The following is a 26,613-nucleotide window of genomic DNA, read 5'->3' as shown; positions in this document are numbered from 1 at the left end:
CACTGTTCGATCCCCCGTTCGACGCCGGGCTAGTCTGATTGCCGGAAACGGCCGTGCCAGGCGCGAGGGAATTGGGGAGGGTGACCGGCGATGTCGCAGTCCGGCGATCCGGAGTCCACGTCCACGTCGTCGGCATCCATCGGCGGCTACGAACTGGTCGACCGGCTGGGCAGTGGCGGCATGGGAGTCGTCCACCTGGCCCGATCCGCCTCCGGGCGGCAGGTCGCGGTGAAGGTCGTGCACCCGCAGTTCGCGATGGACGAGGAGTTCCGTACGCGCTTCCGGCAGGAGGTCGCGGCGGCCCGCAGGGTGAGCGGGGCGTTCACCGCCCCCGTGGTGGACGCCGACACGGAGGCCGAGCAGCCGTGGATGGCGACGCTGTACGTGCCCGGCCGCACCCTGACCGAAGTCGTCAAGGGTGACGGCCCGCTGGCCGGTCCGGAGCTGCGCACGCTGGGGCTGGGGCTGGTCGAGGCGCTGCGGGACATCCACCAGGCGGGCGTCGTGCACCGGGACCTGAAACCCAGCAACGTACTGCTGGCCGAGGACGGGCCGCGCGTCATCGACTTCGGAATCTCGCGCGCCACCGACAACCAGACCCTCACCATCACCGGACGGGTGATCGGCACCCCGCCGTTCATGTCGCCGGAGCAGTTCACCGCGCCGAGGGACGTCACCGCTGCCTCGGACGTGTTCTCGCTCGGCTCGCTACTGGTGTACGCGGCGACGGGCAACCGGCCGTTCGACGGGGCCAGTCCGTATCTGACGGGCTATCAGGTGATGTACGAGCCCCCGGTCCTGGACGACGTCCCGCAGCCGCTCCGGAGCATCGCCGAACGCTGTCTGGAGAAGGAACCGGACGCCCGGCCCGACCTCGCGGAGCTACGGGACCTGCTCCGTACGCTGCCGGACACCGCCGAGCCGCTCCCGCCGGGGGCGGCGGCACTCGCGGAGTCCCGACGCCAGGGTCCCCGGCCCCGGCCCCGGCCCCGGCCCGGTCCCTGGGACGGCCCCCACACGCAGGGCGGGCCCCACATGCAGGGCGGCCCCCACGCCCAGGACTCCCGGGGAACGAACGACGGGACAGCCACCCGGGACGGGACAGCCACCCGGGGAACGGACGACGGGAAGGCCGAGGCCCGGACCGGTCGCGGACGTCGGGCGCGGCGGATCCTCATCAGCGTCACCGCGGCCCTGGCCGTCACAGGGCTGAGCGTCACGGCCGTGAACCTCGCGTCCTACTGGGGCGCCACCCCGGAGCAGCCCGCCGCGTCCGGGACCGCCGGCGACGCGCGCCCCGCGGCGCTGCCGGCCGACTGGCAGCCCTGGCGAACGAGCCTGACCCACCGCACCGCGGACATCGACCCGCTCTTCTACACGGAGTCCGGGTGCCTCTCGGAGGGAGGCGCCCTGTACTGCGGCGGTACGGGCTTCACCGTCGCCAAGATCGACGCCGCCTCCGGCCGCGTCCGGTGGCGGGCAGGCACCAACCCGCAGGAGGTGCGGCCTCTCGGCGTCCGGGACGGGCTCGTCTACGTCTACGAGCAGCCGGACGACGCGGTCGCCGGCAACAGGAACAACCAGATCGTGGCTCTGGACGCCGACACCAGGAAGGAACGGTGGAGGCACAGCATCAGCGAGGACGACGCTCCCGCGCACCTGTTCAGCGGTGGCGTGCTGACGCTGTCTGCCTCCCAGAGCGAGTTCGTGGCCTACGGAACGTCGGGCGAGGAACTGTGGAGGGCCCCGGCGACGGCGTCGGACGGAAGTTCCTGCCTCCCGAGAGCGCTGGGCGATGTGCCGTACGGACTGTGCGAGTCGGGGGACGGAACCGGTACGGGCTCGCTCACCCTGCTGAGGCTCGACCCGTCCGACGGCACACGGCGCGACCTCGCGAAGCTGCCCTCGATGGCGGAACCACTCGGTGTCGTGGACGGCCAACTTCTCTTCGCCGTTCCGCAGGACCAGGAGCAAGCGGCGGGAACCTCGGGCACGCCGCCGTACACGGAGTTGCTGCGGGTGAATCCGAGGAGCGGCGCCGTCAAGCGGGTGCCGCTGGCGGGAACGCCGAGCGGTACGGCCACACTTGCGCACGGCGTCGTCTACTTCGGGGCGGAGAACGGAACGGTCACCGCGGTGGCGCCGGACGACGGCGAGCAGCTGTGGCAGAAGGCGACGGAAACGGAGAGCCTGTCGCCACCGGTGGTGTCGGCGAAGTACAACAGCGTCTACCTCACCAACCGCTTCGGCCGCCTGCTGGCGCTGAACCGCGAGACCGGGGCGGAGCGGTGGCACACGGCCGCGCCGAACGGCGTGCGGGACATAGCGGGAAACACACCGAGCGTGATGCTGGTCAAGGACGCGATCGTGGCGGTGGCGGGCGACACGGCCTTCTCCGTACGGCCTGACCGCCCTGACCGCCCTGAGCGTCCTACGGACCCGAAGTGATCGGGTAGTTCCGGGGGCCGGTGCTCTCGATGATCTCGCTGAAGTCGAACTCGCCGGCGTCCATGGCGTCGAAGCCCTCCTGCCGCAGGTGCCGCTCGACGGCGTCCTCCATGGCGAGCCGTACGGCCTGGGCCTTTGTCTTGGTGCCGAAGATGCGCATGGCCTCGGCCACCATGGTCTCGTCGAGGTCGATCACTGTCCTGGCCGCGAAGGTCTCCTTGAGGTCTCAGTCTCGGGACAGCCTTCAGGCGTTGGGCATCGGGCATTCGGGGCGCTTGGATGGCGTCGATGCCGATGCCGATGCCGATGCCGATGCCGACGTCGGCGCCGGGCCCGAGCTCGTGACGATCTTGCTGGCCGCCGCCTTGCGGTGGAAGCGTAGCGACAGCGTCGTCAGGGCGATCGCGAGCGCCGTCATCGCCGCCCCCGCCCAGGCCGTCGACGCGAAGCCGAAGCCCGCGTCGATCACGACACCGCCGAGCCAGGGGCCGCCCGTGTTGCCCAGGTTGAAGGCGGCGGTGGTGGTGGCGCCGGCGAGGGTGGGGGCGGCGGAGGCGATGTTGAAGATACGGGCGTTGAGGGCCGGGCCCGTATAGAAGGCGGAGACGCCGAGCAGGAACGTCACTGTGACGACGGCGACCTGGTTCGACGCGGTGAGCGCCAGGACGACCAGCAGGACCGTCGACGCGGTGATGCCACTGATCAGGACGCCGAAGAGGTGCGCGTCCGCGTACCGGCCGCCGATCGCCGTACCGATCAGCGCGCCCAGGCCGAACAGTCCGAGCACGGTCGGGACCCAGCCGTCGTCCAGCCCGGCCACGTCCGTGAGCAGCGGGGCGAGATACGAGAACGCGCAGAAGACACCGCCCGCGGCCAGTGCGGTGACGGCGACGGCGAGCCAGACCTGACGGTCGCGGTAGATGGCCAACTCCCGCTTGAGGCGCGGCTTCTCGTCGGGCAGCGGGATGCGCGGGATCAGTGTCAGTACGCCGGCCAGCGCGATGGCGGAGGCCACGGCGACGGCCCAGAAGGCGGAGCGCCAGCCGAAGTGTTCGCCGAGGAAGGCACCGGCCGGGACGCCGAGTACGTTCGCGATGGAGAGCCCGCCGAGCATCACCGCCATGGCACGGGCACGGGTGCCCAGCGGAACCATCGCCATCGCGACGGCCGCGCCGATCGCCCAGAAACCGGCGCACGCGAGCGCGCTGATCACACGGGAAGCGAAGAGCACCTCGTACGTCGGGGCGAGCGCGCCCGCGACCTGGCCCAGGCCGAAGACCGTGATCAGGGCGGTCAGGGTGGTACGGCGGGGGAGACGCAGGGTCGCCACGGCGAGCAGCGGGGCGCCGATCACCATGCCGATCGCGAAGGCGGAGATGAGGAGCCCGGCGGTGGGGATGGACACGTTCATGTCGTCGGCGAGGGGCGGCAGCAGGCCGGAGAGCATGAACTCACTCGTACCGAGCGCGAAGACCGAGAGGCCCAGGACGTACACGGCCACCGGCATGCGGGCGGGTACGGGCGCGGACGCGGGTACGGGCGCGGACGCGCGTACGGGTGGTGCGGGTGCGGGGACGACGTCGGTGGGCGCGGCTGGGCGTCGATCGGCGGAGTCGGGCATATCAGGGGCCAACGCCGGTGCCGACGGCCGAATTCCCGGTGCACGGACTCGTCGGCGCGGCGATCAGCCGGTGAGCGAGGCGAGTTCGGATGCAAGGTTCCGGCGGGCGGGGGCCTCCCACCGCTCGGTGCCGTACGGGGTACGGAACAGGCGCGGCAAGGCCAGCAGTTGTTCCAGCACGGCCGCCCGGCCCGCGCGGAAGGCGTCGTCGGGGACGAAGCCGTACTCCTCCCGTACGGCGGCCGTGTAGGCGGCGTACGCGTCGGGGCCCGAGGCCAGGATCGCCAGGTCGGCGTCGCAGAGCACGGCGCCGTTGCGGTCGCCGGGCTCGGCGGCGTGGGTGGTGGTGAGACGGACGAGCCGGGCGACCTCGCTCGTACCGTCGTCGCTCAAACCCGCCTCGGGCAGGGCGCGTTCGGCGAGGCGGGCGGAGCGTTCCTCGTTCTCGGAGCGGTCGGGGCGGTAGACGGCGTCGTGGAACCAGGCGGCGAGGCGTACGAGATCGGGGTCGTCGGCGTACTCGGCGAGCGTGTCGATGTGGTCCAGGACGGCGGTCAGGTGATCGGTGGTGTGGTAGCGCCGCTGCGGCTCTGCCCAGCGGGCGAGGAGGTTGTCGGCGTACGGGGACGGGTCGGCGCCTGAGCTGGTGCCGGTGCCGACACCGGTTTCGGTGTCGGCACCGGCGTCGCGGAGGAGGGCGTGCAGCGTCGCGGCGAACCGGCTACGCAGGTCGGGGGCGGTCATACGACCGACGATAGCGAGCGAGCTGTTTGCCGTGCGTCCGGCATCAGTGCGATGTAGCTGTCTGCGGCGTCGATTCGTCGAAGAGGCTGATTACTCGGCCTTCCGCACCACTGCGGAAGCGGCGGCTGCGACGTAGATCTCGCACGACCGTCAGCTTGCGCATCCAGCGGTCCGTCCCGTCGTAGCGGGCCTGGAACGTCCCGCGACCGTGCAGTGCGCGGAAGTTGTCCACCAGCAGCAGATCGCCTTCCGCGAGGCACAAGACGGTGGCCCGCTCGGCGAGTTGTGCGCAGAGCGCATCGAGTTCCGCCTTGGCCTGTACATCTCCGGGCAAAGCCTCGGTGTAGGGGACGTCGATGCGCAGATAGGGCGATTGGCGTGATCCGAAGAGCAGGGGACTCGCCTCACTCGCCACCTTCGACCCACTGCCCGTCCTCCGTAGATGCTCGGAGTCGGGCTTGATCAGGAAGCGGGGTGAGAAGAGCACATCGAGATCCAGACGCGAGAAGTCCAGGTCTGTAGCCGTCACGATCGTGTTGGTGACCTTGTCGTGGTTCCTCAGACAGAGCAGGGCCAGTGCATCGCACCGATCGTCGCTGAAGCAGTCTTCGACATGCAGTTCCAGGTCTGCTTCACTGCTGTGGCCTGTCTGCTGGTGCTCCTGTCCGGGCATCGGTAACACGTCGTTGAACAGCCGTCCGTCCTGGAGGCTGGACCAGGCTATGGGGTCGCCCAGTCGGGAAGTGGTCAACGCCAGCCATATGTCCTGGCGAACGGTCGCCCTCGGATCACGCTCCTTCCAGTGGCGGGGGGTCGGGAGTTCTGCCTCCCCCACTGGGCCGTTGCGGATCACCAGAGCCGCGACCGACTCGGAGTACTTCAAGCCGTCCAGAGCGTCGAGCACTTCGACGGGGAGATTCGAGGCGTGGCGGGCGGCCTGCCTCAGAAACACCGGATCATCAGCCGTCTCGAACTTCCCGGACAGATCGTCCAGCAGCGTCCCGCATTCCAGGGCCGCCTGCTCGGTGAGTGTCATCTCCAGCAATCCGCTGTGCGGCTTTTGAACTCCCCTGACGTTTTCCACTCTCGTCTCCTGTGTCGTACTGTCCTTTTGGCGGTTCGCAGTGACCTTCAATGCGGTGCTGCGGTGTGGACGATCTCCCGCAGGAGCTGCCTCCATGGCTGCGGGTCGAATGAGCGCAGGACCTGTTCCTTGTCCCGCCTCATGATTTCCCGCACCAGAGGGTCACCCTCGGAATTACGAACCATCAGATCCACCAGCCTTTCGGCCGCGGTTGTCAGTTCCTCGGTGTCCGTGATCCTGACGCAGCCGCTCTGGGCGCCATAGATGTCCTCGAAGCACGCGTAGTCGGTGACGGCACAAGGAACTTCCGAAATGGCCGCGAGGGCCGGCCCGAGGCCGACGCTCTCGACATCGGCTGTGTTCGGGGTGAAGAGCACGGCTCCCCCGCCGGCCCGGCACAGCCGCAGCAGATCGACCTCGTCGAGGTGCCATCGGAGCGCTGCATCCTGATGACTCGACAGAGGTACCCCGTCCAGAAAGACGACATCGTCCTGCACGTTCATCTGCCGGGCGGCAGAGACAACCTTTTCGGCATACGGCGGATCCTCGTCCAGGCTGCCGAAGACGAGTAGCTGCGGAACGGGAAGACTCCGTTTCTCGCAGATCCTCTTGATCTCCGCGAACACCCGGACGGATATCTCGACGCCTTTGACCTGAAAGACGCGCACGGGAACGAGTAGCAGCGGTCTGTTCGAGGACAGCCCTCGTTGTTCACAGAAGGCTTCATGTCGTCCTTCCAGCTCCCAGGAGCCCAATGTCGGAAGCACGTTCGGCACTGTCATGGCGCTGAGCTCGGTCGGATAGTCGGCGGCTTCCAGCGCCAGTCCCGGTGACACGACCGCCCATCGGTGGCAAGGGCCGGATCCAGGTAGCGGGGTGAACTGATTCGGTTCTGGCGGGTACACGCGGGCCCCCTCTTCGAAGACCGCATAGCTGCCGAAGAGATCGTGGTCCCAGAAGAGCACACCGCCCCGGGCACCGGCCGGCCACCGCCGGGCCGCTGCCCTGTGCAGAGCCAGCGTCACCGGAACGGCGTCGGAGAGCGTCATGTTGACGGCGCAGACCCAGTCGACGTCATGCTCCTCGAACCATCCGCTGAAGTAGTCCTCGTAGGGCTTGGCGATCGACTCCACGAGGCGCCAGACATCCGCGGATTCACTTTCGTCCAGGCTGTCCGCGCGAGCCACGGCACTGCGTAGCGTGGTGAGCGCGTCCTCAAGTTCGTCCCTCGCCAAGTCCAGGGGAACAGCAGTACTGACGGACATCCATTCGGGATACCCGCCGTCTTCACATCCCCGAGGGAAGAAGTTCTTCTTGTCGGGCCGCCAGGAGAAGCCGAGGTCCGCGACGACCGGAAGTGCCAGAGTGTTGTTCGGGAACTCTGCCTCCAACACGTTCCTGAAGATGGTGAGCAGGCCACTCACCGGGAGCCCGTCCCCTGAAATCAGAGCTAATTTCATTGGAAACCCTTATTCCTGCCGAAATCAACGGAGTAAACCTGGGCGCATGAGAGCCGTCTCGGTAAAGGTAAATGGGGCCAGTGCACGTAGCAGCGAGCGAAAACTGTGCGTGGAGCAGGAGTGGCGAAATAGCGCCCGAGGCGAGTTCTTCAAAGTTTCGCTTGCGATTCAAAGGCTGTCAAGAGAGTCATGCCCATGGCGTGCGTCGACCGCCGCGCGGTCCCAAAAGGGGCATTTCCCTGGGGAGGTTCATGTAAATAGCGTGACATTCACGCCGTATCGCTGGTCGCCCTTGCTCGTGTTCACCGCCTACGAGCAAAGAATCGGATCGCAAATCCGACCACTCGCCGGAGAGGTCCTGAAAGGTAAGTCCAGACCCCCTCTTCAATTCTCTGGTGATTTTGTTAGTGATTCTGTGTGCAGGAGAACGGTGATGGCACGGGACAGGACCAGCGAGTCGGCAATCAGGTCGAGGGCGCATGGTGTACAGCGCCGGTGATCTTCATCCCGACCGAGCAGGACAGCCACCGGCCGCGCACCGTCAGCCAGTTCAGGAACGCGTGGGTACCCCGGCGGAGCCGGTGCGGATCAGAGCCTGCCGTCCGCGCCGGTAGGTCTTCGGTAGCTGGGCCAGGGCAAATTTCGTGGCGTCTTTCCTTGCAGCGGACAGAACCCCTGGCAAGTCCCACCGTTGCTGCTCAGCAGCGTGCTCCGGCTATTTGTTCAAGATCGCACAAGCCCGCTCGTGAAAGCCCGAGGCTAGGGTCTTTCGTTTGGATCAGGCCGGATCAGGGAGCGGGGTCTGGTGCCGTGGATCGCAAGGCGGAGGAGGGAGGCGACGCGGAGCGTCGTGGAGTGACGACAACGCGGCGAGGCGCGGTGCCAGGGCACGCGAGCCCGGCAAGATCCAAACGAGAGGCCCTAGGCCCCCTGGGCGTCTAAGAAGCCTTGAAGCTCCGCAGCCGCAGCGAGTTGCCGACGACGAAGACCGACGAGAACGCCATAGCCGCGCCCGCGATCATCGGGCTGAGGAAACCGGCCGCCGCGAGGGGCAGGGCGGCGACGTTGTAGCCGAAGGCCCAGAAGAGGTTGCCCTTGATCGTGCCGAGGGTGCGGCGGGCCAGGCGGATGGCGTCGGCGGCGGCGCGCAGGTCGCCCCGTACGAGTGTCAGGTCACCCGCCTCGATGGCGGCGTCGGTGCCGGTGCCCATGGCGAGACCCAGGTCGGCCTGGGCGAGGGCGGCGGCGTCGTTGACGCCGTCGCCGACCATGGCGACGGACCGGCCCTCGGCCTGGAGCTTCTTGATGACGTCGACCTTGTCCTGGGGCATGACCTCCGCGATGACCTGGCCGGCATCGATCCCGACCTCGGCGGCGACGGCTTCGGCGACGGTCCTGTTGTCGCCGGTGAGCAGGATCGGGGTCATCCCGAGGGCGCGCAGCCGCCGGATGGCCTCCGGGCTGGTCTCCTTCACCGCGTCGGCGACTTCGAGGACGGCCCGTGCCTCGCCGTCCCAGGCCACGGCGATGGCCGTACGGCCTGCCGCCTCGGCGTCCGTCTTCCTGCGCTCCAGTGCCTCCGGGAGGTGGATCTCCCACTGCGCGAGCAGCTTGGCCCGGCCCACGAGGACGGCGTGGCCCTCGACCACGCCCTGGACCCCGAGGCCGGGGACGTTCGCGAAGTCCGCGGGGACGGGCAGCGTACCGACGCGCTCGGCGGCGCCTTCCGCGACGGCGCGGGCGATGGGGTGCTCGGAGGCGTGTTCCAGGGCGCCCGCCAGCCGCAGTACTTCGGTCTCGTCCGTGCCCGCAGAGCTGTGCGTGGCGAGGAGCGTCATCCGGCCGGTGGTGACCGTGCCGGTCTTGTCGAGGACGATCGTGTCGGCACGGCGGGTGGACTCCAGCACCTCGGGTCCCTTGATCAGGATGCCGAGTTGGGCGCCGCGTCCGGTGCCGACCATGAGGGCGGTCGGGGTGGCCAGGCCGAGGGCGCAGGGGCAGGCGATGATCAGCACGGCCACGGCGGCGGTGAAGGCGGCGGTCAGGCCCGCGCCGAGGGCGAGCCAGACGCCGAGCGTGCCGAGCGCGAGGACGATCACCACCGGGACGAACACGGCGGAGATCCGGTCGGCGAGGCGCTGCGCGGCGGCCTTTCCGTTCTGGGCGTCCTCGACCATGCGGGCCATGCGGGCGAGTTGGGTGTCGGAGCCGATACGGGTGGCTTCGACGACGATCCGGCCGCCCGCGTTGAGCGTGGCACCGGTGACGGGGTCACCGACCGAGACCTCCACCGGGACGGACTCGCCGGTGAGCATCGAGGCGTCGATGGCGGAGGAGCCCTCGACGACGGTGCCGTCGGTGGCGATCTTCTCGCCGGGCCGTACGAGGAAGGTGTCCCCGACCCGCAACCGCGAGGTGGGCACGGTGACTTCACGGCCGTCGCGCAGGACGGTGACGTGCTTGGCGCCCAGTTCCAGCAGCGTACGGAGGGCGGCTCCGGCCTTGCGCTTGGAACGGACCTCGAAGTAGCGGCCGGCCAGGATGAAGGCCGTGACTCCGGCGGCGGCTTCGAGGTAGATGTTCCCGGCGCCGTCGGTGCGCGCGATGGTCAGCTCGAACGGGTGGACCATGCCGCTCATGCCCGCCGTACCGAAGAACAGCGCCCAGAGCGACCAGAGGAACGCGGCCGACGTGCCGACCGAGATCAGGGTGTCCATCGTCGCCGCGCCGTGGCGGGCGTTGACCCAGGCGGCGCGGTGGAACGGCCAGCCGGCGTACGTGACGACGGGCGCGGCGAGGGTCAGGGACAGCCACTGCCAGTTGTCGAACTGGAGGGCCGGGATCATGGCCATCGCGATGACCGGTACGGAGAGGATGACGGCGGTGGTGAGCCGCTGGCGCAGAGGCCGGAGTTCGGCGTCCTCCGCGTCTTCCGCGGCCTTGGCGTCCGTCGATTCTCCCGCGTCCCGGTCGTCGGGTTCCGGGTGCCGGGGAGCGGGCTCCTGGGCGGTGTAGCCGGTGGCTTCGACGGTGGCGATCAGGTCCTGTACGGCGACGTCCTCGCCGCGATAGCTGACCTTGGCCTTCTCGGTGGCGTAGTTGACGGTGGCCTCGACCCCGTCCATGCGGTTGAGCTTCTTCTCGATGCGGGCCGCGCAGGAGGCGCAGGTCATACCGCCGATGACGAGCTCGACTTCGGCGGCTGGTGAGCCGGTGTGCGCGCCGGTGCGGGTGTCGGCGTGAGTGTCGGCGTGAGCGCCGGTGGTTCCGGAGGGGCTCATGGCTGACGGCTCCTTGTCATCGTCATCGAGGGTGTCGACGTGATCGAGGGTGTCGATCTATACATCATCCTACCCCCTAGGGGTATTGTCTGGACTTCATGTATACCCCCCATGGGTATCTATGGCAAGGGTGACCGTGGCTCCTGAAGGGGTGGGGGAGGGGGGCGGCGTGGTGCGTCATTGCCGGGCTCGCGGTGTCCCCGTAGGCTTGAATATTGGACTAGACCTGTACCCGATGAATGAGGTCCCATGAGCAAGCGTGCAGTCCTGGAGGTGATCGCTCTCGACACGGAGGACGCGATCGCCGCCCGGAGCGGTGGCGCTGACCGTCTTGAGCTGGTCACCGACATGGCGGCGGACGGGCTGACCCCGTCCCGCGAGACCTTCGCGAAGATCCGCGCCGCCGTGGACCTTCCGCTGCGGGTGATGCTTCGGCTGTCGGACGGGTTCGCGGTGGGTGGGGCAGCGGGGGAAGGCGGGTCCGGCGGGGTGGATGCCCTGGTGGGCGCGGCGCGGGGGATGCGGGCGGAGGGCGCGGACGAGTTCGTGTTCGGCTTCCTCGACGCGGACGGGACGCCGGACCTGGTGACGGTGGAACGGCTGATCGCGGAGCTGGACGGCTGCCGGTGGACCTTCCACCGGGCGATCGACCGCGCGGCCGACCGGGACGCACTGCGCAAGCGGCTCGCGGACCTGCCGGGGCTGGACACGTACCTCACGGCGGGATCGGCGGCGGGTGTGGACGACGGCATGCCGACGCTGCTGAGGGAAGCGGCGGCTGCTGACCAGGGCGAACCGGGCTACGGGCCGCAGATGCTCGTCGGCGGCGGACTCCGGCTGGACCACCTGCCGAGGCTGCTGGCGGCGAGGGTCGACGGGTTCCACATCGGGGGCGCGGCCAGGGTGAAGGGCTGGGAAGGGGCGGTGTCGGCGGGGGCGGTACGGGAGTGGCGCGAGGCGCTCGACGCGTGAGCGCTCGACGCCTGAGTCAGGCCAGGTTCTTTTCCTGACCCAGGACCCAGGACCCTGGCCGCGAAGGCCGCCAGCCGCGCCCTCATGTCCTCGGGGGTCATGCCCCCGAGGCCGGGGTCGGTGAGGTGCTCCACGAGGTCCGCGCGGGTGGCGGCCAGCTGGGAGTGCGCGGTGAAGTCGCCGTCGGTCAGGCCCGGTACCCGGCTCAGTGTGTCCCGCAGGGTGCCGTGCCACCACGTGTAGTGGCCTGCTTGGTACGGGCTGCCGCAGAACTTCACCGGCACCAACCCGCACGCGGACGGATGCGTCGTAGGAGTGTTCAGACGATTCAGCTGTTCAGACGATTCAGACGATTCAGCTGAGCGGGTCCGCAGTGGCGCCGTCCCTCAACGCCCCCGGCAGCGGCGCCGTGTGCAGCACGATCAGACCCGAGACCGCCCGGGTGAGGGCCACGTACAAGCGCCGAAGGCCGGTCCGTTCGTCCGGTTCGCCGGACACGACCGCCGCTGGTTCGTCCAGGACCACGTAGTCGTACTCCAAGCCCTTCGCCAGCGACGCGGGGACCAGCGTCAGCCGGGAGGCGGCCGTCGTCTCCTGGCCGGGGGAGAGGTACGGCATGTCCGCCGCCGTCAGCGCCTGCGCCAGGGCCGGGACGCGGGCGTCCGCCGCGATCAGGCCGATCGAGCCCTCGTGCGCCAGGGACTCCACGCACGCCGCCACCACCGCCCGGTCCAGCGCGGCGGTTGCGTCCGGGGCGGCGGTCCGCTCCCCGGCTTCCCCTCCTTCTCCCGCTTCCCTCACTTCTCCCGCTTCCCCCGCTCCCCCTACTTCACGTACCTCCAGCGAGCCGGGCGACTCCCGTACCGACGCCACCTCCGCCAGCCCCGGAGAGATCGACGGCAGCAGCCTCGACGCGTACGCGATCACCTCGCGCGGTACGCGGAAACCCGCCGTCAACTCCTCCACCAGCGCGTCCGACTTGCCCAGGTGCCGCAGCGCCTCCGCCCAACTCGACGTCGCCCAGGGCGTCGTCCCCTGCGCCAGGTCGCCCAGGACCGTCGCCGAGCCGGTCGAACAGCGGCGGCCGACCGCGCGGTACTGCATGGGGGACAGGTCCTGGGCCTCATCGAGCACCACATGCCCCAGGGAGTGCGTACGGGCGACCAGATCACCCGCCTCGTCGATCAGAACCGCGTCCGCCGGTGACCATTTCACCGATCGCACGCTCCGGGCCGGCTTCGCCCACAGGATCGTCGCCTGCTCGTCGGGCGTCAGCAGGCCCTCCGCGTGCGTGGCCAGGAACTCCGCGTCGGAGAGCAGCCGCAGCACCAGTTTCGCCGGATCGACGGGCGGCCAGACCGACTTCACGGCCGCCTTCACCGCCGCGTTGCGCGCCACCGCGTCCTGCACCCGGTCGTCGGGCGCCTCACCGGCCTCCTCCATCCGTACGAGGACGGCGTGCGCGATGCGCTGCGGCAGGGCCTCGCGCGCGGCGCCGTACCGCATGTCCCGCGCCAGCAACTGCTGGACCATCTCTTCGAGTTCGTACGCCGGTACCCGCCACCGGCGTGAGCCCCGTACGACCACCACCGGCTCGGCCGGCAGCGTCACATGCGACCGCACGGCCCGCCGCAGCACCTCCGCCATACGGGCGTCGCCCTTGATGACGGCGGCGGGCGCGGGGTCCGTCCCCCGTACCTCCACCGAGGCGACGAGGTCGTCCACCGTGGACTGCTTGACCTCCAACTCGCCCAGGGTCGGGAGGACTTGTTCGATGTAGTGGAGGAAGGACGCGTTCGGTCCGATGACCAGGGTGCCGGTACGGGCCAGCCGGTCACGGTGCGCGTACAGCAGATACGCGACCCGGTGCAGGCCGACGGCGGTCTTACCGGTGCCCGGACCGCCCTGCACGCACACCGTCCCGCCGAGGCCGCTCCGTACGATCTCGTCCTGCTCGGGCTGGATCGTCGCGACGATGTCCCGCATGGGGCCGACGCGCGGGCGTTCGATCTCGGCCTGGAGCAGCTTGCTGGACTGCTCGGCCTCGGTGGGGTCGGAGAGGTGCTCGTCCTCGTACGCGGTCAGGTCACCGGCGGTGTAACCGAAGCGCCTGCGCAGACCGACGTCCAGCGGATCCGACTTCGAGGCCCGGTAGAACGGCTGCGAGACGGGCGCGCGCCAGTCGATGACCATGGGATCGCCGTCGGCGTCATGGACATGGCGCCGGCCGATGTAGAAGCGCTCGCCCTCGGCGCCCTCGGCCTCCGCGCCGCCCACGCGGTGCAGGTAGTCGAGGCGGCCGAAGAAGAGCGGGGTGTGGGAGAGATCGGCGAGCGCCTTGACGCGCTCCTCGATCTGGGACTCCAGTACGGCGGCGTTGACCCAGTTCGCGGTGACATCGCGGATGTCGAGCGCCTGGACGTCCTCGCGCATGGCGCGCAGGGCGGAGCGGGAAGCGCCGAGGTGGGCGCGCTCGCGCGCGAGCGGATCGGGGTCGGTGCCGTCGGCCGTGGTGGTCGGGGCGGTCGTCGTGTCGGGTTCAGGGGCGTGCGCGGGCACGGTGTTGCCTCCGGGACTGGCTGTACGCAGGCCGACGGGCCGCACCCCGTCGGGCGACGGGCGGCGGGGTCCGGGCGGCGTGGATCAGGTCATGACGGTCGGCCGTCCGGTTTCCGTCCGGACGGCGGCGCTCCGCAGGACTTCGGAATGACTCGTCCAGGGAGGCGGGCAAGGTGGGAGATTGTAGCCGGTAGGTGATGAACAGGCGAATGAGTTTCGCCGTCCTCGCCGTCCTCGCCGTCGTCCCTCCTCCGTCCCTGCTTCCCCTGCCCCCTCCTCCTTCCAGGGGACGGCCATGAGCCGCGAGATGTACGACGGCTCACAGCGGGTTCACACCGGAGGGCGATGTGCCCACAAGGTGCGGAAACGATCCTGGATACATGACCACAGCGACCTTCCCCCCGGCCCACGCCCCGCACGACGCGCACCGTACGGGCGCGTCCGCGATGGGCTCCGCGTCCCACTCCGCCTCCGGTCACTCCGTCGGCAACGCGCTGCGCGCGGTCACGGTGTTCTTCACGACCGCGTTCAGCGTCGCCGTCCTCGGGGAGTACGGCGAGGAGGCGGGCATCAAGCGCCACTGAACCTCTGGACCTCTGCTCTCAGGACGTCCCTTCGGCCCTTCGGGCCGGTCCATCCCAGCCACACCGAGCCACACCCCTCATCCGCCGATTTCCCGATCCACTAGGGTCGCGGCCGTGACCTACCGGACCGTGACTCCCCGCTCACTCACCGCAGCGGTCGTACTCGCCCTGTCGCTCGCCGCCCTCGCCACCCTCTGCGTCGCCCGGGGCATCCCGGCGGCCGACGCGCTCGTCTACCGGGCGGAAGGCGCGGCCGTCGTCGACGGGACCGACGTCTACGGATTCACCGTCACCGGGCGCCAACTGCCCGCCGCCCACCCGCCCTTCGCCGCCATCCTCTTCGTCCCGGCCACCTGGCTGCCCGTCGGCGCTCTCAAGGTGGTCCTCGTCGCCGGGAACGTCGCGCTGCTGGCCCTGTTCGTACGGCTCTCACGGCGGTTCGCCGGGCTGCCCGCCGAACGGCCCGGGTGGCTGCTCGCCGAACGGCCGGCCGAAAGTCCCGCCGAAAGTCCCGCTGGACGGCCCGCTGGACGGTTCGCCGGGCGGTCCGTGCCGCTCCTGGCCGCCGTCGCGGTGGCCTTCGGGCTCTGGCTCGAACCCGTCTTCCAGACCGTCCTCTTCGGGCAGGTCACCCTCGCCCTCGCCTGCCTCGTCCTGTGGGACCTGTCGCGCCCCGAGCACGCGCTCGGCAAGGGCTTCGCCCTCGGTATCGCGGCGGGCGTCACGCTGACCCCGGCCGTCTTCATCGGGTACCTGCTGCTGACCGGCCGCGTACGGTCCGGGCTGACCGCCCTCGCCTCCCTCACCGGCACCGTGCTGCTCGGGGTGCTCGTACTCCCGGCGGCCAGCGGCGAGTTCTGGACGCGGCGCGTCCTCGACACCGGCCGGGCCGGTGAGACGTGGATCGTCGACAACCAGTCGCTGCGGGGGCTGTTCGCGCGCGTCCTGCACACCCCGGACCCGGGCACGATATGGGCAATCGCCGCCGTACTCACGGCCGTCTGCGGGCTGTGGACCGCCCGCAGGGCCTTCGTACGGGCCGGGTCGGAGCCCTGGGGCGTACTGGCCGCCGCGCTGACCGCGCTGCTCGTCTCGCCGGTCAGCTGGTCGCACCACTGGGTGTGGTGCGTACCGCTGCTGGCGGTACTGATCGCGGAAGGCAGGCTCCGTACGGCCGTCACGGCCGGGGCGGTCTGGACGGCGCGCAGCTTCTGGGCCGTACCGCACGGGGGCGCGCTGGAGCTACGACTCGCCTGGTGGCAGCAGCCGTTGGCGTCTCCGTACGCGCTGGTCGCGGTGGGGCTGCTGGCCGTCACCGCGTGGCGGACGCGCGCGGGAGCGACCGCCGGAACGGGGACGGGCGGGACGGGGACGGGCGGGAACCGCCCACCGGCTCAGCGCCAACTGCCGGAGCTGCCCGTCGGCTTCGGCAGGTGACGGGCCAGCTGTCGGAAGCTGCCGGTGCTGCCGGAGCAGCCGGTGCCGCGCCGACCGACGCGTCAGCTGTCGGAGCTGTCCGCCAGCAGTTCGTCCGCGTCCACGATCCGGTACGCGTACCCCTGCTCCGCCAGGAACCGCTGCCGGTGCGCCGCGAAGTCCTGGTCGATGGTGTCGCGGGCGACGACCGAGTAGAACCGCGCCTCGTGGCCGTCCGCCTTCGGGCGCAGCACCCGGCCCAGCCGCTGGGCCTCCTCCTGGCGGGAGCCGAACGTACCCGAGACCTGGATCGCGACCGTCGCCTCGGGCAGGTCGATCGAGAAGTTCGCGACCTTCGACACGACCAGCACCGAGATCTCGCCCTGCCGGAACGCGTCGAAGAGCTTCTCGCGCTGTGCGTTGCTGGTCTCGCCCTTGATGACCGGGGCGTCCAGGTGCTCGCCCAGTTCGTCGAGCTGGTCGATGTACTGGCCGATGACCAGGGTCTGCTGGCCCTTGTGCTTCCGTACCAGCGCCTCCGTCACCTTCCGCTTGGTCGCCGTCGTCGCGCAGAAGCGGTACTTCTCCTCCGCCTCGGCCGTCGCGTACGCGAGGCGCTCGCTGTCGGTGAGGTTGACCCGTACCTCGACACAGTCCGCCGGGGCGATGTAGCCCTGCGCCTCGATCTCCTTCCACGGCGCGTCGAACCGCTTCGGTCCGATCAGCGAGAAGACGTCCGACTCACGGCCGTCCTCCCGTACGAGCGTCGCGGTCAGCCCGAGCCGCCGCCGGGCCTGGAGGTCGGCGGTGAACTTGAAGACCGGCGCGGGCAGCAGATGCACCTCGTCGTAGATGACCAGGCCCCAGTCGCGGGAGTCGAACAGCTCAAGGTGCGGATAGATGCCCTTACGCCGAGTCGTCAGCACCTGGTACGTGGCGATGGTGACCGGGCGGATCTCCTTGCGCGTACCGCTGTACTCGCCGATCTCCTCCTCGGTCAGCGACGTACGCTTCACCAGCTCGTGCTTCCACTGCCTGGCCGAGACCGTATTGGTCACCAGGATCAGCGTCGTCGCCTTGGCCTGCGCCATCGCACCGGCCCCGACCAGCGTCTTTCCCGCTCCACAGGGCAGCACGACCACGCCCGACCCGCCGTGCCAGAACCCCTCGACGGCCTGCTTCTGGTACGGGCGCAGCGACCACTCCGCCTCGTCCAGCTCGATGGCGTGCGCCTCGCCGTCCACGTAACCCGCGAGGTCCTCGGCGGGCCAGCCCAGCTTGAGGAGCGTCTGCTTGATCTGGCCCCGCTCGGACGGGTGCACGGCGACGGTGTCCGGGTCGATCCGCGCCCCGACCAGCGGCTGGACCTTCTTGGAACGGAGGATCTCCTCCAGGACCGGCCGGTCGGTGCAGGTCAGCACGAGCCCGTGGACAGGGTGCTTGGAGAGGGTGAGCCGGCCGTAACGGGCCATCGTCTCGGCGACATCCACGAGCAGGGCGTGCGGCACGGGATACCGCGAGAACTCCACGAGCGCGTCGACCACCTGCTCGGCGTCGTGCCCGGCGGCGCGGGCGTTCCACAGGCCGAGCGGGGTGAGCCGGTAGGTGTGGATGTGCTCGGGGGCGCGCTCCAGCTCGGCGAACGGCGCGATGGCGCGACGGCAGGCGTCGGCCTGCTCGTGGTCGACTTCGAGCAGCAACGTCTTGTCGCTCTGGACGATCAAGCAGGACACACATTCCTCCAGGAATAGGGTCGTCGCGGGACAGGAACATCACCTGTCACGGCACGGGTCAGGCCCGCGCTCGACGCCGGAAGGGTGTCCCGGCAGGCACGCCGGGGACGCGCGCCGCCTTCTATGGTCGCCTATCGCGCGTAGTCTTCGGCGGCGTATCCGAGTCGGGCCGGGGCACCCGGGTCCTATGACGGCTGAAACGGAAAGCTCCCAGCGGGTCGAACACGCCCCGGCAGGTGCCTCATGGCGCCGGACCCTCCTACGGATCCTCATCATGACGGCGGCTTTCGTCGCCCTGGTGGCCTTCTCGACGGTGCTGGCCGGACTGACCCTGACACCGTCCCCGGCCTCCGAGGGGATCGCGGGGGCCAACCTCACGCCGGGACGTTCGCTGCGGCAGTACGTGGAGAACTACAGCTTCCTCGGCGCGTGCAAGCAGGCCGGCGGCAACCTGCTGATGGGCGCGCCCTTCGGGCTGATCCTGCCGGTGCTCGTACCGCGCAGGATGCGCATGGTGCGGGTGGTGCTGCTGACCGCGCTGGTGATGGCGCTGGTGGAACTGGCTCAGGGCGCGATGGTCGAGGGGCGTGCCTTCGACGTGGACGACGTGATCCTGAACACGAGTGGCGCGCTGATCGCGTACGCGCTGCTGGGGCGGATCATCGGGCGGCGCTTCCACGCGCTGGCGGCGCGGGAATCGGCGGCGCGGAAGCCTGCGGCGACTGTGCCGAAGCCGAAGGCGCAGCCCAAGGCTCAGCCGAAGCCGGTATCGCGTACGCAGCCGAAGCGGACGTCGAAGCCGAAGCCGGTGGCCAAGCCCACGCGGCTGTCGAAGGGGACGCCGACGGCCAAGCCGAAGCCGAAGGCCGCGGGCCGTTTCGCGCGGCTGGGGCGGGAGTACCGGCCGGCTTGGCTGCGCCGCTGAATCCCTGACCCTTGACGGTGCGTGTCGCCGTCCGGCGGGGGTGTGGGGTGCGGGTGCCGGGGCCTCCGGAGGCGCATGTCCGGACTGCATGATTTACGCCGCGTGCGGGTTGTTTTTCGGGTGCGGGTTGTCGTGCGGCACAAATCACGCTTTACGTCCGGACACGTCACCTCCTGCGACCCCGACCCCCTCCCGCCGGATCCTCGCCTGCCGCCCGGTGGGGTGGTCTGTGGCGGGCGGTGAAGGGGGTCGCGCAGGGGTCGTGTCCGGAACGTAAAGCGTGATTTGTGCCGCTCACGAGCCGTCACACGAAGAACTGAGCCGCACGCGGCGTAAATCATGCAGTGCAGGACATGACCCCGGAGCGGCACCCGGCAACAACCCGCACGCGAAAAACCGGCCCTGCCAACAACGCACCCGGACCACGCCCCGCCGGACGGCACACGGCACCCGGCAACAACTCGCACGCGAAAAACCGGCCCTGCCAACAACGCACCCGGACCACGTCCCCGTCGGACGGCACACGGCACCCGGCAACAGCCCGCACGCGAAAAACCGGCCCCCGCCAACAACGGCGCACAACTACGGGCCCCCGCCGGGAGGCGCTACGCCGGGTCGTCGGCCAGTTCGGCCACCCCCGTGATGCGGTGCAAGGGGTACGTACGGACTTCGTCCGCCGTGTGGTCGTACGCCGTGACGAAGCCGCCCTCGACCCGGACCGGTGCGATGACGCGCTGGCTGGCCGCGCCGTCCGCGTTGACGTAGCCGATCCAGACCGCGGAGCCGGTCATGGCGGCGGCCTGGACCGTCGCGAGGGTCTCTGCGGAGGTTGTACGGGGCAGGGAGCCGTCCCTGGAAGCCGCTGCCGTGGCGGACTCCGCTGCCGAGGCGCGGCGGTGTGCGGCTGAGCGGGATGAGGGGGAGGACGGCTCGGGGACCGGTTTGCGGACGGCCGTGGCGGCCATGTCTCCCGCCCGGATCGCCCGTACCGCCGCGCCGAGCAGCGTCCCGTCGGGCACGGGCGGCCCGTCCGGAACGGGGGCCGGCGCGGTCCGGGGCGGTGTGCGGTGGGCGTGGGCGCGGGTGATCAGGACGTCGCCCTCGGCGGACTCGGCCGCCGGTGCGAATCCCATGCCGCGCAACCCTTCCAGCAGCGCCGCCGGGTCGGCGTGGGCGGCCAGGACGGTCGGGGCGAGGCGGCGCATGCGCATGCCCTGGGACCGCTTGTCGGCGAGGATCTCGTCCAGTACGGCCTCGTCGTCGCAGCGTACGTACGCCGAGGCGGAGCCGACCCTGAGGTGGCCGTGCTTACGGGCCACGTCGTCGATGAGGTAGGCGAGCGGCTGGGGCACGGGCGTACGGCTGTGGTTCTTGAGGAAGTCGTGCAGGTCGGACGCCGATTGCCCGGCGTCCAGGGCACGGCGTACCGACGCGGGAGTGAAGCGGTAGACGGTCGCCCCGCCCTTCGACTCGACCTCGGCGGCGATGGACAGCAGCTCGGCGAGGTGCCGCAGCAGCGGACCGGGTGCCACGGCCGTCAGGTCGGCCTGGAGGAGGACGTGGTCGAGAGGTTCGGGGAGGAACGGCGCGAGCGCGTGGGCGGCGCGTCGGCCCGCGGCGGCGAGTTCGGCCGCGGTGGTGGGGGGCGCGGGCGGCGCGAGGGAGTGCGTACCGGCGTGCATGCCGTCGTCGGGCGCGTCCGAGGACGCTGCCGCGCCCGAGGCCGGTGCCAGCAGTGCGCGGGCGTGCGACGCGAGTGCGCCCCGGCCCGTGATGCCCAGCATCTCCGCCTCGTTCAGGGTCCAGGCCGCGAGCCGCGCGCGCAGGTCGTCGGAGCGGCCGGCGGCCGACGCGCCGCGCATCGGGCGTTCCCAGCGCAGCCGGGCCAGCAGCGACTCGGGGTCGGGGGCCGTGCCCTCGGGGAGGGTGGCGAGCAGGTCGAGGATCCGGCGCCGTACTTCGGGCGCCTGGCCGCGGTCCAGGTCGGGGCCGAGCACGGCGAGTGTCCGGCCCTTGCTGTCCTGGCTGCCGACCAGGCCCGCCGTACGCGTCGCCGTCAGCCATGCCGTGGCGAGGCGGGCCCAGCGCTCCGGGGGCGGGAGCTCCTGCCAGTCGTCGTACGCGGGCGTCGGCGCGTACCGCTCGTCCGCCTCGCCGTCCGCCGCCAACAGGCCTGCCGCATAGGCCAGTTCGACCCAGAAGGCGGCCACCGGCTCGGTGACCTCCAGGGCGGTGGCGGTGCGCTTGAGATCGCGGACGGACAGACCGCCGGCGCGCAGGACGTTCGGGCCGCCCTCGTTCCAGTCCTTGGCCAGCTCCTCGATGGTGGCGAGCGCGGTGTACGCCTGGCCCGCGGCCGCACTGTCCACAACCTGTGGACGGCCCGCAGCCCCGGAGCCGGACGCCGAGCCCGCGCCGTCCGCGCGGGGCGCGACCGCGGGGGCCACAGGCTCCGGCGTACGGTGCGCGCGCCCGGCGCGCAGATGCAGAGCGGCCTCGCGCGGCAGCACGACCGTCCGGGTCGTCGCGGGCAGCAGCAGCCCCCGGTCGCGCAGCCACTGCACGGGCGGCGTGGGACTGGACGTGACCTCTCCGTACGGCGGCCCCCACACCAGCCGGTCCAGGACCGCCAGCGCGTCCATCGGAGCGGTGTCGAGCAGAGCCGCCATGCGCGTGCGGTCGGTGAAGAGCGCGGTCAGCGAGGCGACGGCGGAGACCGGATCGTGGGTGGAGGGCAGCCAGGCCGCCGTCAGGATCTCCTGGAGGCGGCCCGGCGACATGCCGGAGGTGGCCTCGGCGACGGTCGGCCCGAGGCCGGTCGGCGAGGGGTGGGTGGCGGAGGGGGCGAGGAGCTCACGGGCGGTACGGACCAGCCGCAGCCGGTCGTCGCCGCCCCAGATCAGCGCCTGGTCGCGGAGCGTACGGACCGCGCCGGGCAGCGCCGCCTCGATCCGCGCGTCGCCCTCGTCGCCGGTCAGCAGCGCGCGGAGCGTGTCGTACGGCGCGGGCTCCGGCGCGACGGCCAGCGCCTCCGCCGTCTGGAGCGTGAACCGGTCGAGCCGCTCCAGCGCCCGCACGACCGACGCGCGGGTGCCCGCGCGGGTCGCGAGCTGGGAGAGGTCACCCGGTACGGGGTTGAGCAGATCGGGGCGGGCGCGCAGCAGGGCGGCGAGTGACTCGTCCCCCTGGGTGCGCAGCGCCTCCGCAAGCGTGCGCGGTGGCGTACCGCCGGTTCCTTCTGGCACGTGCGCCTCCTGCTCAGGCTTCGCGGGTCCCCATCCGTTCCACGTTAGCCCCTGAGGGGCGCTCTGCCCGCGCTCCTCGGCCCTGGGGTCGGCGGCGGCCTTCTCCAACAGCCTCTTCGTACTGGACGTAGGGGGATGACTCCGACACCATCGCCTGCGGGTGCCGTAGTACGCGTGGGTGCGGAGGACCGTGTGGGGATCGAGAGCGACCAGCTCGTTTACGACTATCTGAGCCGTGTCGGTGACGTGGCCCAGCAGCAACATCTGCCGTCCGGGGACCGGATGCGGCTGGTCTCGACGCTGCGGAACGAGATCGACAGACAACGCGGGAAGTCCGGCGGCGACGACCCGGCGTCCGTGCGCCGCATTCTGGGACAGCTGGGGTCGCCGGACGAGGTGGTCCAGGCGGCTTCGCCCCGGAGTGACGGCGATACGGGTGCGGGCGCGGACGCCGGTGCGGTCGCGGACAGAGGTACGGGTGCGGCGTCGCCGCAGGCCCCCGCGGCTCCGGAGCCCCCGGGGCCGGGCGTACCGGCACAGCGGACGCGGTGGATGAAGGGCCCCAGGGAGCCCAAGCGGCCCAAGGCGGCCAAGGAACCCAAGGCGGCCAAGGAACCCAAGTCGGCCAGGGGGTCCGGCGGGTCCGGCGGATCCAACGGGTCTCTGATCCCGGAGCAGGCGTCGGCGCCGCCGTCGTTCCCGTCCCTGCCCGCCGCCTCGCCGCCCCACCTGGCCGGGATGGACGAACTGGGCCCGTCCACCGGCTCCGGCGGCCAGCCCGACTGGTGGCGGATCGAACCGGGCCCACTCGGCATGCCGACCGACACGGCCACGGGCGCCCGGGGGTTCGTGGGCGGGGTGGAGATCCCCGCGATACTCAAACCGCCGCCGGAGGACGATCCGGAGGGCGCCGAGAAGATGCCGGAGGCGGCCGAGGCCGTCGTGGAAGGGGCCCCGAAGGACAGCGAGAAGCGACGCGCCCTGTGGCGCCGCGCTCTCGCACGCCGTAGCGCTGCGAAGGAGAAAGAGAAAGAGAAGGCCGCGCCGGGCGGCCTGGCCAACCCATTCCTACTGCTGGCCGCCGCGCTGCTCGTCGTCGGTGCCGTCATCGGCTCCTGGCTGGCCCTGGGCGGCGGCTGGCTCCTCGCGTACGCCTCCCGCACCCTCTCCGCGGCCGAGTCGAAATGGGCGGTCTTCGGGCTGCCCGGGGTCTCGGCCGCCGGTGGCCTGGTCTGGTTGTGGGGCCGTCTGGACGGCCGTTGGGGCGAGGCCATCCCCAAGGACGGCATGGCGGACGCCCTGTCGGGTCTCTGGCCGGTGGTGCTCCGCACGGCGGCGGTGACCTCGGCGCTCTACCTGGTGTGGCGCTCGCGCCGCAGACGAGCGGGGTAACGGGACGGGAGCCCGTCTCTCGTACCGGAATGCCCGCGTCACGGGACTGCCGGTACGAGAGAGGGGCTACGCGGTATGGCCCGCGCGAGGGATCGATGGGCCCCGGCTACGGCTCGACCCGTCGGTCCTCGGCCCCCGCCGCCGATGTCCCCGCCGCCGATGTCCCCGCCTCCAACGCCCCCGGCCGGTACGGCGCCCCCGGCACCACCAGCGGCGATCCCGTCACCGGGTCCGGGACCACCACCGACTCCAGGCCGAACACCTCACGTACCAGCTCCGCCGTCACCACCTCCGACGGATGTCCCTCCGCCACGATGCGGCCCGCCTTCATCGCCACCAGGTGGTCCGCGTAACGCGCCGCCTGGTTCAGGTCGTGGAGGACGATCACGACCGTACGGCCCTGTTCGTGGTTGAGGCGGCGGACCAGGTCCAGGACCTCCACCTGGTGGGCGATGTCCAGGAAGGTCGTCGGTTCGTCCAGGAGCAGCAGGTCGGTCTCCTGCGCCAGTGCCATCGCGATCCAGACGCGCTGGCGCTGGCCGCCGGACAGTTCGTCCACCGGCCGGTCGGCGAGCTCGGTCACGTCCGTACGGGTCATCGCGTCCGTCACCGCGCGCTCGTCCTCGTCCGACCACTGCTGCCACCAGCGCTGGTGCGGCTGGCGGCCACGCGAGACGAGGTCCGCGACCGTGATCGCCTCCGGGGCGGCCGGTGACTGCGGCAGCAGGCCGATCGACCGCGCGATCCGCTTCGTCGGGATCCTCGCCAGCTCGGCGCCGTCCAGCAGCACCGACCCGCCCTTCGGCCTGAGCAGCCGGCCCAGCGCGCGCAGGGTCGTCGACTTGCCGCAGGCGTTCGGGCCGACGATCACGGTCACCCGCCCGTCGGGGACGGCCAGGTCCAGTTCGTGGACGACCGTGTGGTCGTCGTACGCGAGCGTCAGTTCCCGCGCGGTGAGCCTGCTCATGCGTTGCCTCCTGCGGTACGTCCCGGACGGCCCGTACGGCCGCGGACGATCAGCCAGATCAGATACGGGGCGCCCACCGCCGCCGTCAGCACCCCCACCGGCAGCTCCGTCGGCGACAGCAGCCTGCGCGCCAGCAGATCGGCGAACACGACGATCACCGCGCCCAGCAACGCCGAGCACAGCAGCGGGATCTGCGCGGTACGGGTCATCCGCCGCGCGATCTGCGGCGCCAGCAGCGCCACGAAGTCCACCGGCCCGGCCGCGCCCGTCGCGACGGAGGCCAGCACCACGCCGAGCAGCACCAGACCGAGCCGTACGCGCCCGAGCGGTACCCCCAGCGCGGTCGCCGTGTCGTCGTCCATCGAGACCGTCCGCTGCGCGTACGCCGCCCACAGTGCCGCGGGCAGCAGCGCCACCAGCAGCCAGCCGAGCGGGGCGGCCTCGTCCCAGCCGCGGCCGTTGAGCGAGCCCGTCATCCACACCTGCGCCTGCTGCGCGACCAGATAGTCGCCCTTCGTCAGGAACAGCGTGGTGACGGACCGCAGCGCGATCGCGAACCCGATACCGATGAGGACGAAGCGGGTGGCGTGCAGCCCGCCGCGCCAGGCGAAGACGTACACCAGCGCCGCCGCCAGCACACCGCCGGCGACGGACAGGTACGGCAGTACGGCGAACGAGGTGACGCCGAACGTCATCGCACCGACCGTGAGCGCGCCCGCGCCCTGGCTGATGCCGATGATGTCCGGGCTGGCGAGCGGGTTACGGGCGACCGTCTGGATCAGCGCGCCCGCGACACCGAACGCCAGACCCACCAGCAGCCCGACCACCATGCGCGGCAACCGCAGTGTGCCGACGACGAGTTCGTCCGGCGACGGCTGCCCGCTCAGGACCCTCACGACCTCGGACGGTGGTATGAAACTCTCGCCCACGCTCAGATACGCCACGCTCACCCCGGCCAGCAGGACGGTGAGCGCGACCGCCACGACGGCCGCCCGCCGGTGCAGCAGGAAGGAGCCGCGCCCCAGCCGTACGCGCGCGTACCCCGCGGGCCTCACGCGCTCGGGCCGCCGGGACACGGGAGCCTCGGAGACCGTCGTCATGCCGGTACCGCCTTCCGGCGTACGAGGGTGACCAGGAACGGCACCCCGATCAGCGCCGTCATCACACCCGCCGGAACCTCGCCGGGCGGAAAGACGATCCGGCCGACGACATCGGAGACGAGCAGCATGACCGGCCCGATCAGCGCGGCCATCGGCAGCACCCAGCGGTGGTCGGAGCCGACGATCGCGCGGGCGATGTGCGGAACGGCCAGGCCGACGAAGGCGATCGGACCGGCCGCAGCGACACCCACCCCGGTCAGTACGGTCGCGCCGAGGCCGCCCAGGATCCGTACGGCCGCGATGTTCTGGCCCAGCCCCTTCGCCACGTCCTCGCCGAGCGCCAGCGCGTCCAGACCCCGGGCGACGGAGACCACCAGCACGGTGCCGACCAGCAGGAACGGCCAGACCTGACCGGCCACTTGGCCATCCCGGCCCGCGATCGAACCGACCTGCCAGAAGCGGAACTCGTCCATGGTCGCCGCGTCCGTCGTCAGCACCGCCATCGTCACCGACACCAGCAGCGCGTTGATCGCGGCGCCGCCGAGGGCGAGTTTGACGGGGGTCGCGCCGCCGCGCCCGCGCGCGGCGATCGCGTACACCGCCACCGAGGCGAGACCCGCGCCGGCGAACGCGTACCAGACGTACCCGGTGAGGGTGTGCACCCCGGCGAAGGCGATGGACAGGACGACACCGACGGAGGCGCCCTGGCTGATGCCGAGGATGCCGGGGTCGGCGATCGGATTACGGGTGATGCCCTGGAGCGCGGTGCCCGCGAGGGCGAGCGCGGCACCGACCATCAGACCGATCAGCGTGCGCGGCACGCGCAGGTCGCGGACGACCTCGGCGTCGTCGCTGTGCCCGCCGTGCAGCAGGGCGTCCACGACGGCGGACGGAGCGACGGCGCGCGCCCCGACCGCGAGGCTCAGCAGCACCGCGAGCAGTACGGCGACGACACCGGCCACCACCCAGCCGACACGACGGGCCACCAGGACGCCCTTGGGGCTTCTCGTACTTCCGGTGCTTCCCGGGCCTCTGGTGCTTCTCGCGCTACGGGTCGTGGGGGCGGCGGCTGGCATCGGCAC

General features: G+C 71.0%; 18 protein-coding genes and 1 pseudogene. 6 read left to right on the top strand and 13 right to left on the bottom strand.

Annotation, left to right across the window (positions count from 1 at the left end; genetic code table 11):
- Positions 1–90 precede the first annotated feature (90 nt).
- Positions 91–2,448 carry a PQQ-binding-like beta-propeller repeat protein gene (locus tag ACIQD6_RS21585; RefSeq protein WP_401884699.1) on the top strand — a complete coding sequence of 786 codons (2,358 nt, stop codon included), beginning with the start codon at positions 91–93 and terminating at the stop codon, positions 2,446–2,448.
- Here ACIQD6_RS21585 and ACIQD6_RS21580 read toward each other — a convergent pair.
- The 7 genes and pseudogenes from ACIQD6_RS21580 to ACIQD6_RS21550 form a co-directional block, all read right to left on the bottom strand.
- Positions 2,432–2,644: a type II toxin-antitoxin system VapB family antitoxin gene (locus ACIQD6_RS21580; protein ID WP_401884698.1), complete on the bottom strand. Its 213-nt coding sequence runs from the start codon at positions 2,642–2,644 to the stop codon at positions 2,432–2,434. The genes ACIQD6_RS21585 and ACIQD6_RS21580 overlap by 17 nt on opposite strands.
- A gap of 48 nt (positions 2,645–2,692) precedes the next feature.
- Positions 2,693–3,955, bottom strand: coding sequence for a Cmx/CmrA family chloramphenicol efflux MFS transporter (locus ACIQD6_RS21575; RefSeq protein WP_401884992.1), 1,263 nt, complete (start codon positions 3,953–3,955; stop codon positions 2,693–2,695).
- A gap of 177 nt (positions 3,956–4,132) precedes the next feature.
- The gene (locus tag ACIQD6_RS21570) at positions 4,133–4,813 is read right to left on the bottom strand and encodes a hypothetical protein (protein WP_401884697.1); all 681 of its coding nucleotides are present in this window, start codon (positions 4,811–4,813) and stop codon (positions 4,133–4,135) included.
- Positions 4,814–4,856: 43 nt separating this feature from the next.
- The gene (locus tag ACIQD6_RS21565; RefSeq protein ID WP_401884696.1) at positions 4,857–5,897 is read right to left on the bottom strand and encodes a hypothetical protein; all 1,041 of its coding nucleotides are present in this window, start codon (positions 5,895–5,897) and stop codon (positions 4,857–4,859) included.
- Between the two features lie 47 nt (positions 5,898–5,944).
- Positions 5,945–7,357, bottom strand: coding sequence for a hypothetical protein (locus ACIQD6_RS21560; RefSeq protein ID WP_401884694.1), 1,413 nt, complete (start codon positions 7,355–7,357; stop codon positions 5,945–5,947).
- Between the two features lie 482 nt (positions 7,358–7,839).
- Positions 7,840–8,000, bottom strand: a pseudogene (locus ACIQD6_RS21555) (IS1380 family transposase); the annotation flags it as partial.
- A gap of 295 nt (positions 8,001–8,295) precedes the next feature.
- Positions 8,296–10,530, bottom strand: coding sequence for a heavy metal translocating P-type ATPase (locus ACIQD6_RS21550; protein WP_401884990.1), 2,235 nt, complete (start codon positions 10,528–10,530; stop codon positions 8,296–8,298).
- A 357-nt stretch (positions 10,531–10,887) separates the two neighbouring features.
- Between ACIQD6_RS21550 and ACIQD6_RS21545 the strand changes: the two genes are divergently transcribed.
- Positions 10,888–11,610, top strand: a complete 723-nt coding sequence (locus tag ACIQD6_RS21545; RefSeq protein WP_401884693.1) for a copper homeostasis protein CutC — start codon at positions 10,888–10,890, stop codon at positions 11,608–11,610.
- A gap of 354 nt (positions 11,611–11,964) precedes the next feature.
- Here ACIQD6_RS21545 and ACIQD6_RS21540 read toward each other — a convergent pair whose 3' ends face one another.
- Positions 11,965–14,169, bottom strand: coding sequence for a HelD family protein (locus ACIQD6_RS21540; protein WP_401884692.1), 2,205 nt, complete (start codon positions 14,167–14,169; stop codon positions 11,965–11,967).
- A 380-nt stretch (positions 14,170–14,549) separates the two neighbouring features.
- Between ACIQD6_RS21540 and ACIQD6_RS21535 the strand changes: the two genes are divergently transcribed.
- Together ACIQD6_RS21535 and ACIQD6_RS21530 are read left to right on the top strand one after the other, a co-directional pair.
- Positions 14,550–14,753 carry a hypothetical protein gene (locus tag ACIQD6_RS21535; protein WP_401884691.1) on the top strand — a complete coding sequence of 68 codons (204 nt, stop codon included), beginning with the start codon at positions 14,550–14,552 and terminating at the stop codon, positions 14,751–14,753.
- A 114-nt stretch (positions 14,754–14,867) separates the two neighbouring features.
- Positions 14,868–16,190 (top strand): glycosyltransferase 87 family protein, encoded by a 1,323-nt coding sequence (locus ACIQD6_RS21530; protein ID WP_401884689.1) that lies wholly within the window; start codon positions 14,868–14,870, stop codon positions 16,188–16,190.
- Between the two features lie 62 nt (positions 16,191–16,252).
- Here ACIQD6_RS21530 and ACIQD6_RS21525 read toward each other — a convergent pair whose 3' ends face one another.
- Entirely contained in the window at positions 16,253–17,902 is a 1,650-nt protein-coding gene (locus ACIQD6_RS21525; protein WP_401884688.1) for a DNA repair helicase XPB, read from the bottom strand.
- A 274-nt stretch (positions 17,903–18,176) separates the two neighbouring features.
- On the opposite strand from ACIQD6_RS21525, the gene ACIQD6_RS21520 reads away from it, so the two are divergent.
- On the top strand, positions 18,177–18,827 hold the full coding sequence (locus tag ACIQD6_RS21520) for a VanZ family protein (protein WP_401884686.1): 651 nt from the start codon (positions 18,177–18,179) through the stop codon (positions 18,825–18,827).
- 605 nt (positions 18,828–19,432) lie between these two features.
- On the opposite strand, the gene ACIQD6_RS21515 is transcribed toward ACIQD6_RS21520, so the two are convergent.
- Entirely contained in the window at positions 19,433–22,072 is a 2,640-nt protein-coding gene (locus ACIQD6_RS21515; RefSeq protein WP_401884685.1) for a helicase C-terminal domain-containing protein, read from the bottom strand.
- A 192-nt stretch (positions 22,073–22,264) separates the two neighbouring features.
- Here ACIQD6_RS21515 and ACIQD6_RS21510 point away from each other — a divergent pair, with 192 nt between their 5' ends.
- Positions 22,265–23,464: a hypothetical protein gene (locus ACIQD6_RS21510; protein ID WP_401884684.1), complete on the top strand. Its 1,200-nt coding sequence runs from the start codon at positions 22,265–22,267 to the stop codon at positions 23,462–23,464.
- 106 nt (positions 23,465–23,570) lie between these two features.
- Here ACIQD6_RS21510 and ACIQD6_RS21505 read toward each other — a convergent pair whose 3' ends face one another.
- From ACIQD6_RS21505 to ACIQD6_RS21495, 3 genes are read right to left on the bottom strand one after another with little or no spacing between them, the layout of a single operon-like run.
- A complete protein-coding gene (locus tag ACIQD6_RS21505) occupies positions 23,571–24,431 on the bottom strand; it encodes an ABC transporter ATP-binding protein (protein ID WP_401884683.1) in 861 nt (286 codons plus the stop codon).
- Positions 24,428–25,531 carry a FecCD family ABC transporter permease gene (locus tag ACIQD6_RS21500; RefSeq protein ID WP_401884681.1) on the bottom strand — a complete coding sequence of 368 codons (1,104 nt, stop codon included), beginning with the start codon at positions 25,529–25,531 and terminating at the stop codon, positions 24,428–24,430. The genes ACIQD6_RS21505 and ACIQD6_RS21500 overlap by 4 nt, the downstream gene beginning before the upstream one ends.
- Complete coding sequence (locus ACIQD6_RS21495) at positions 25,528–26,517, bottom strand: FecCD family ABC transporter permease (RefSeq protein ID WP_401884680.1); 990 nt, start codon at positions 26,515–26,517, stop codon at positions 25,528–25,530. The genes ACIQD6_RS21500 and ACIQD6_RS21495 overlap by 4 nt, the downstream gene beginning before the upstream one ends.
- Between the last annotated feature and the right edge of the window lie 96 nt (positions 26,518–26,613).

It is taken from the genome of Streptomyces sp. NPDC088400, assembly GCF_044753355.1.
In the GTDB taxonomy this organism is placed as follows: Bacteria; Actinomycetota; Actinomycetes; order Streptomycetales; family Streptomycetaceae; genus Streptomyces.
This window is presented reverse-complemented; position numbering and strand designations above follow the sequence as displayed.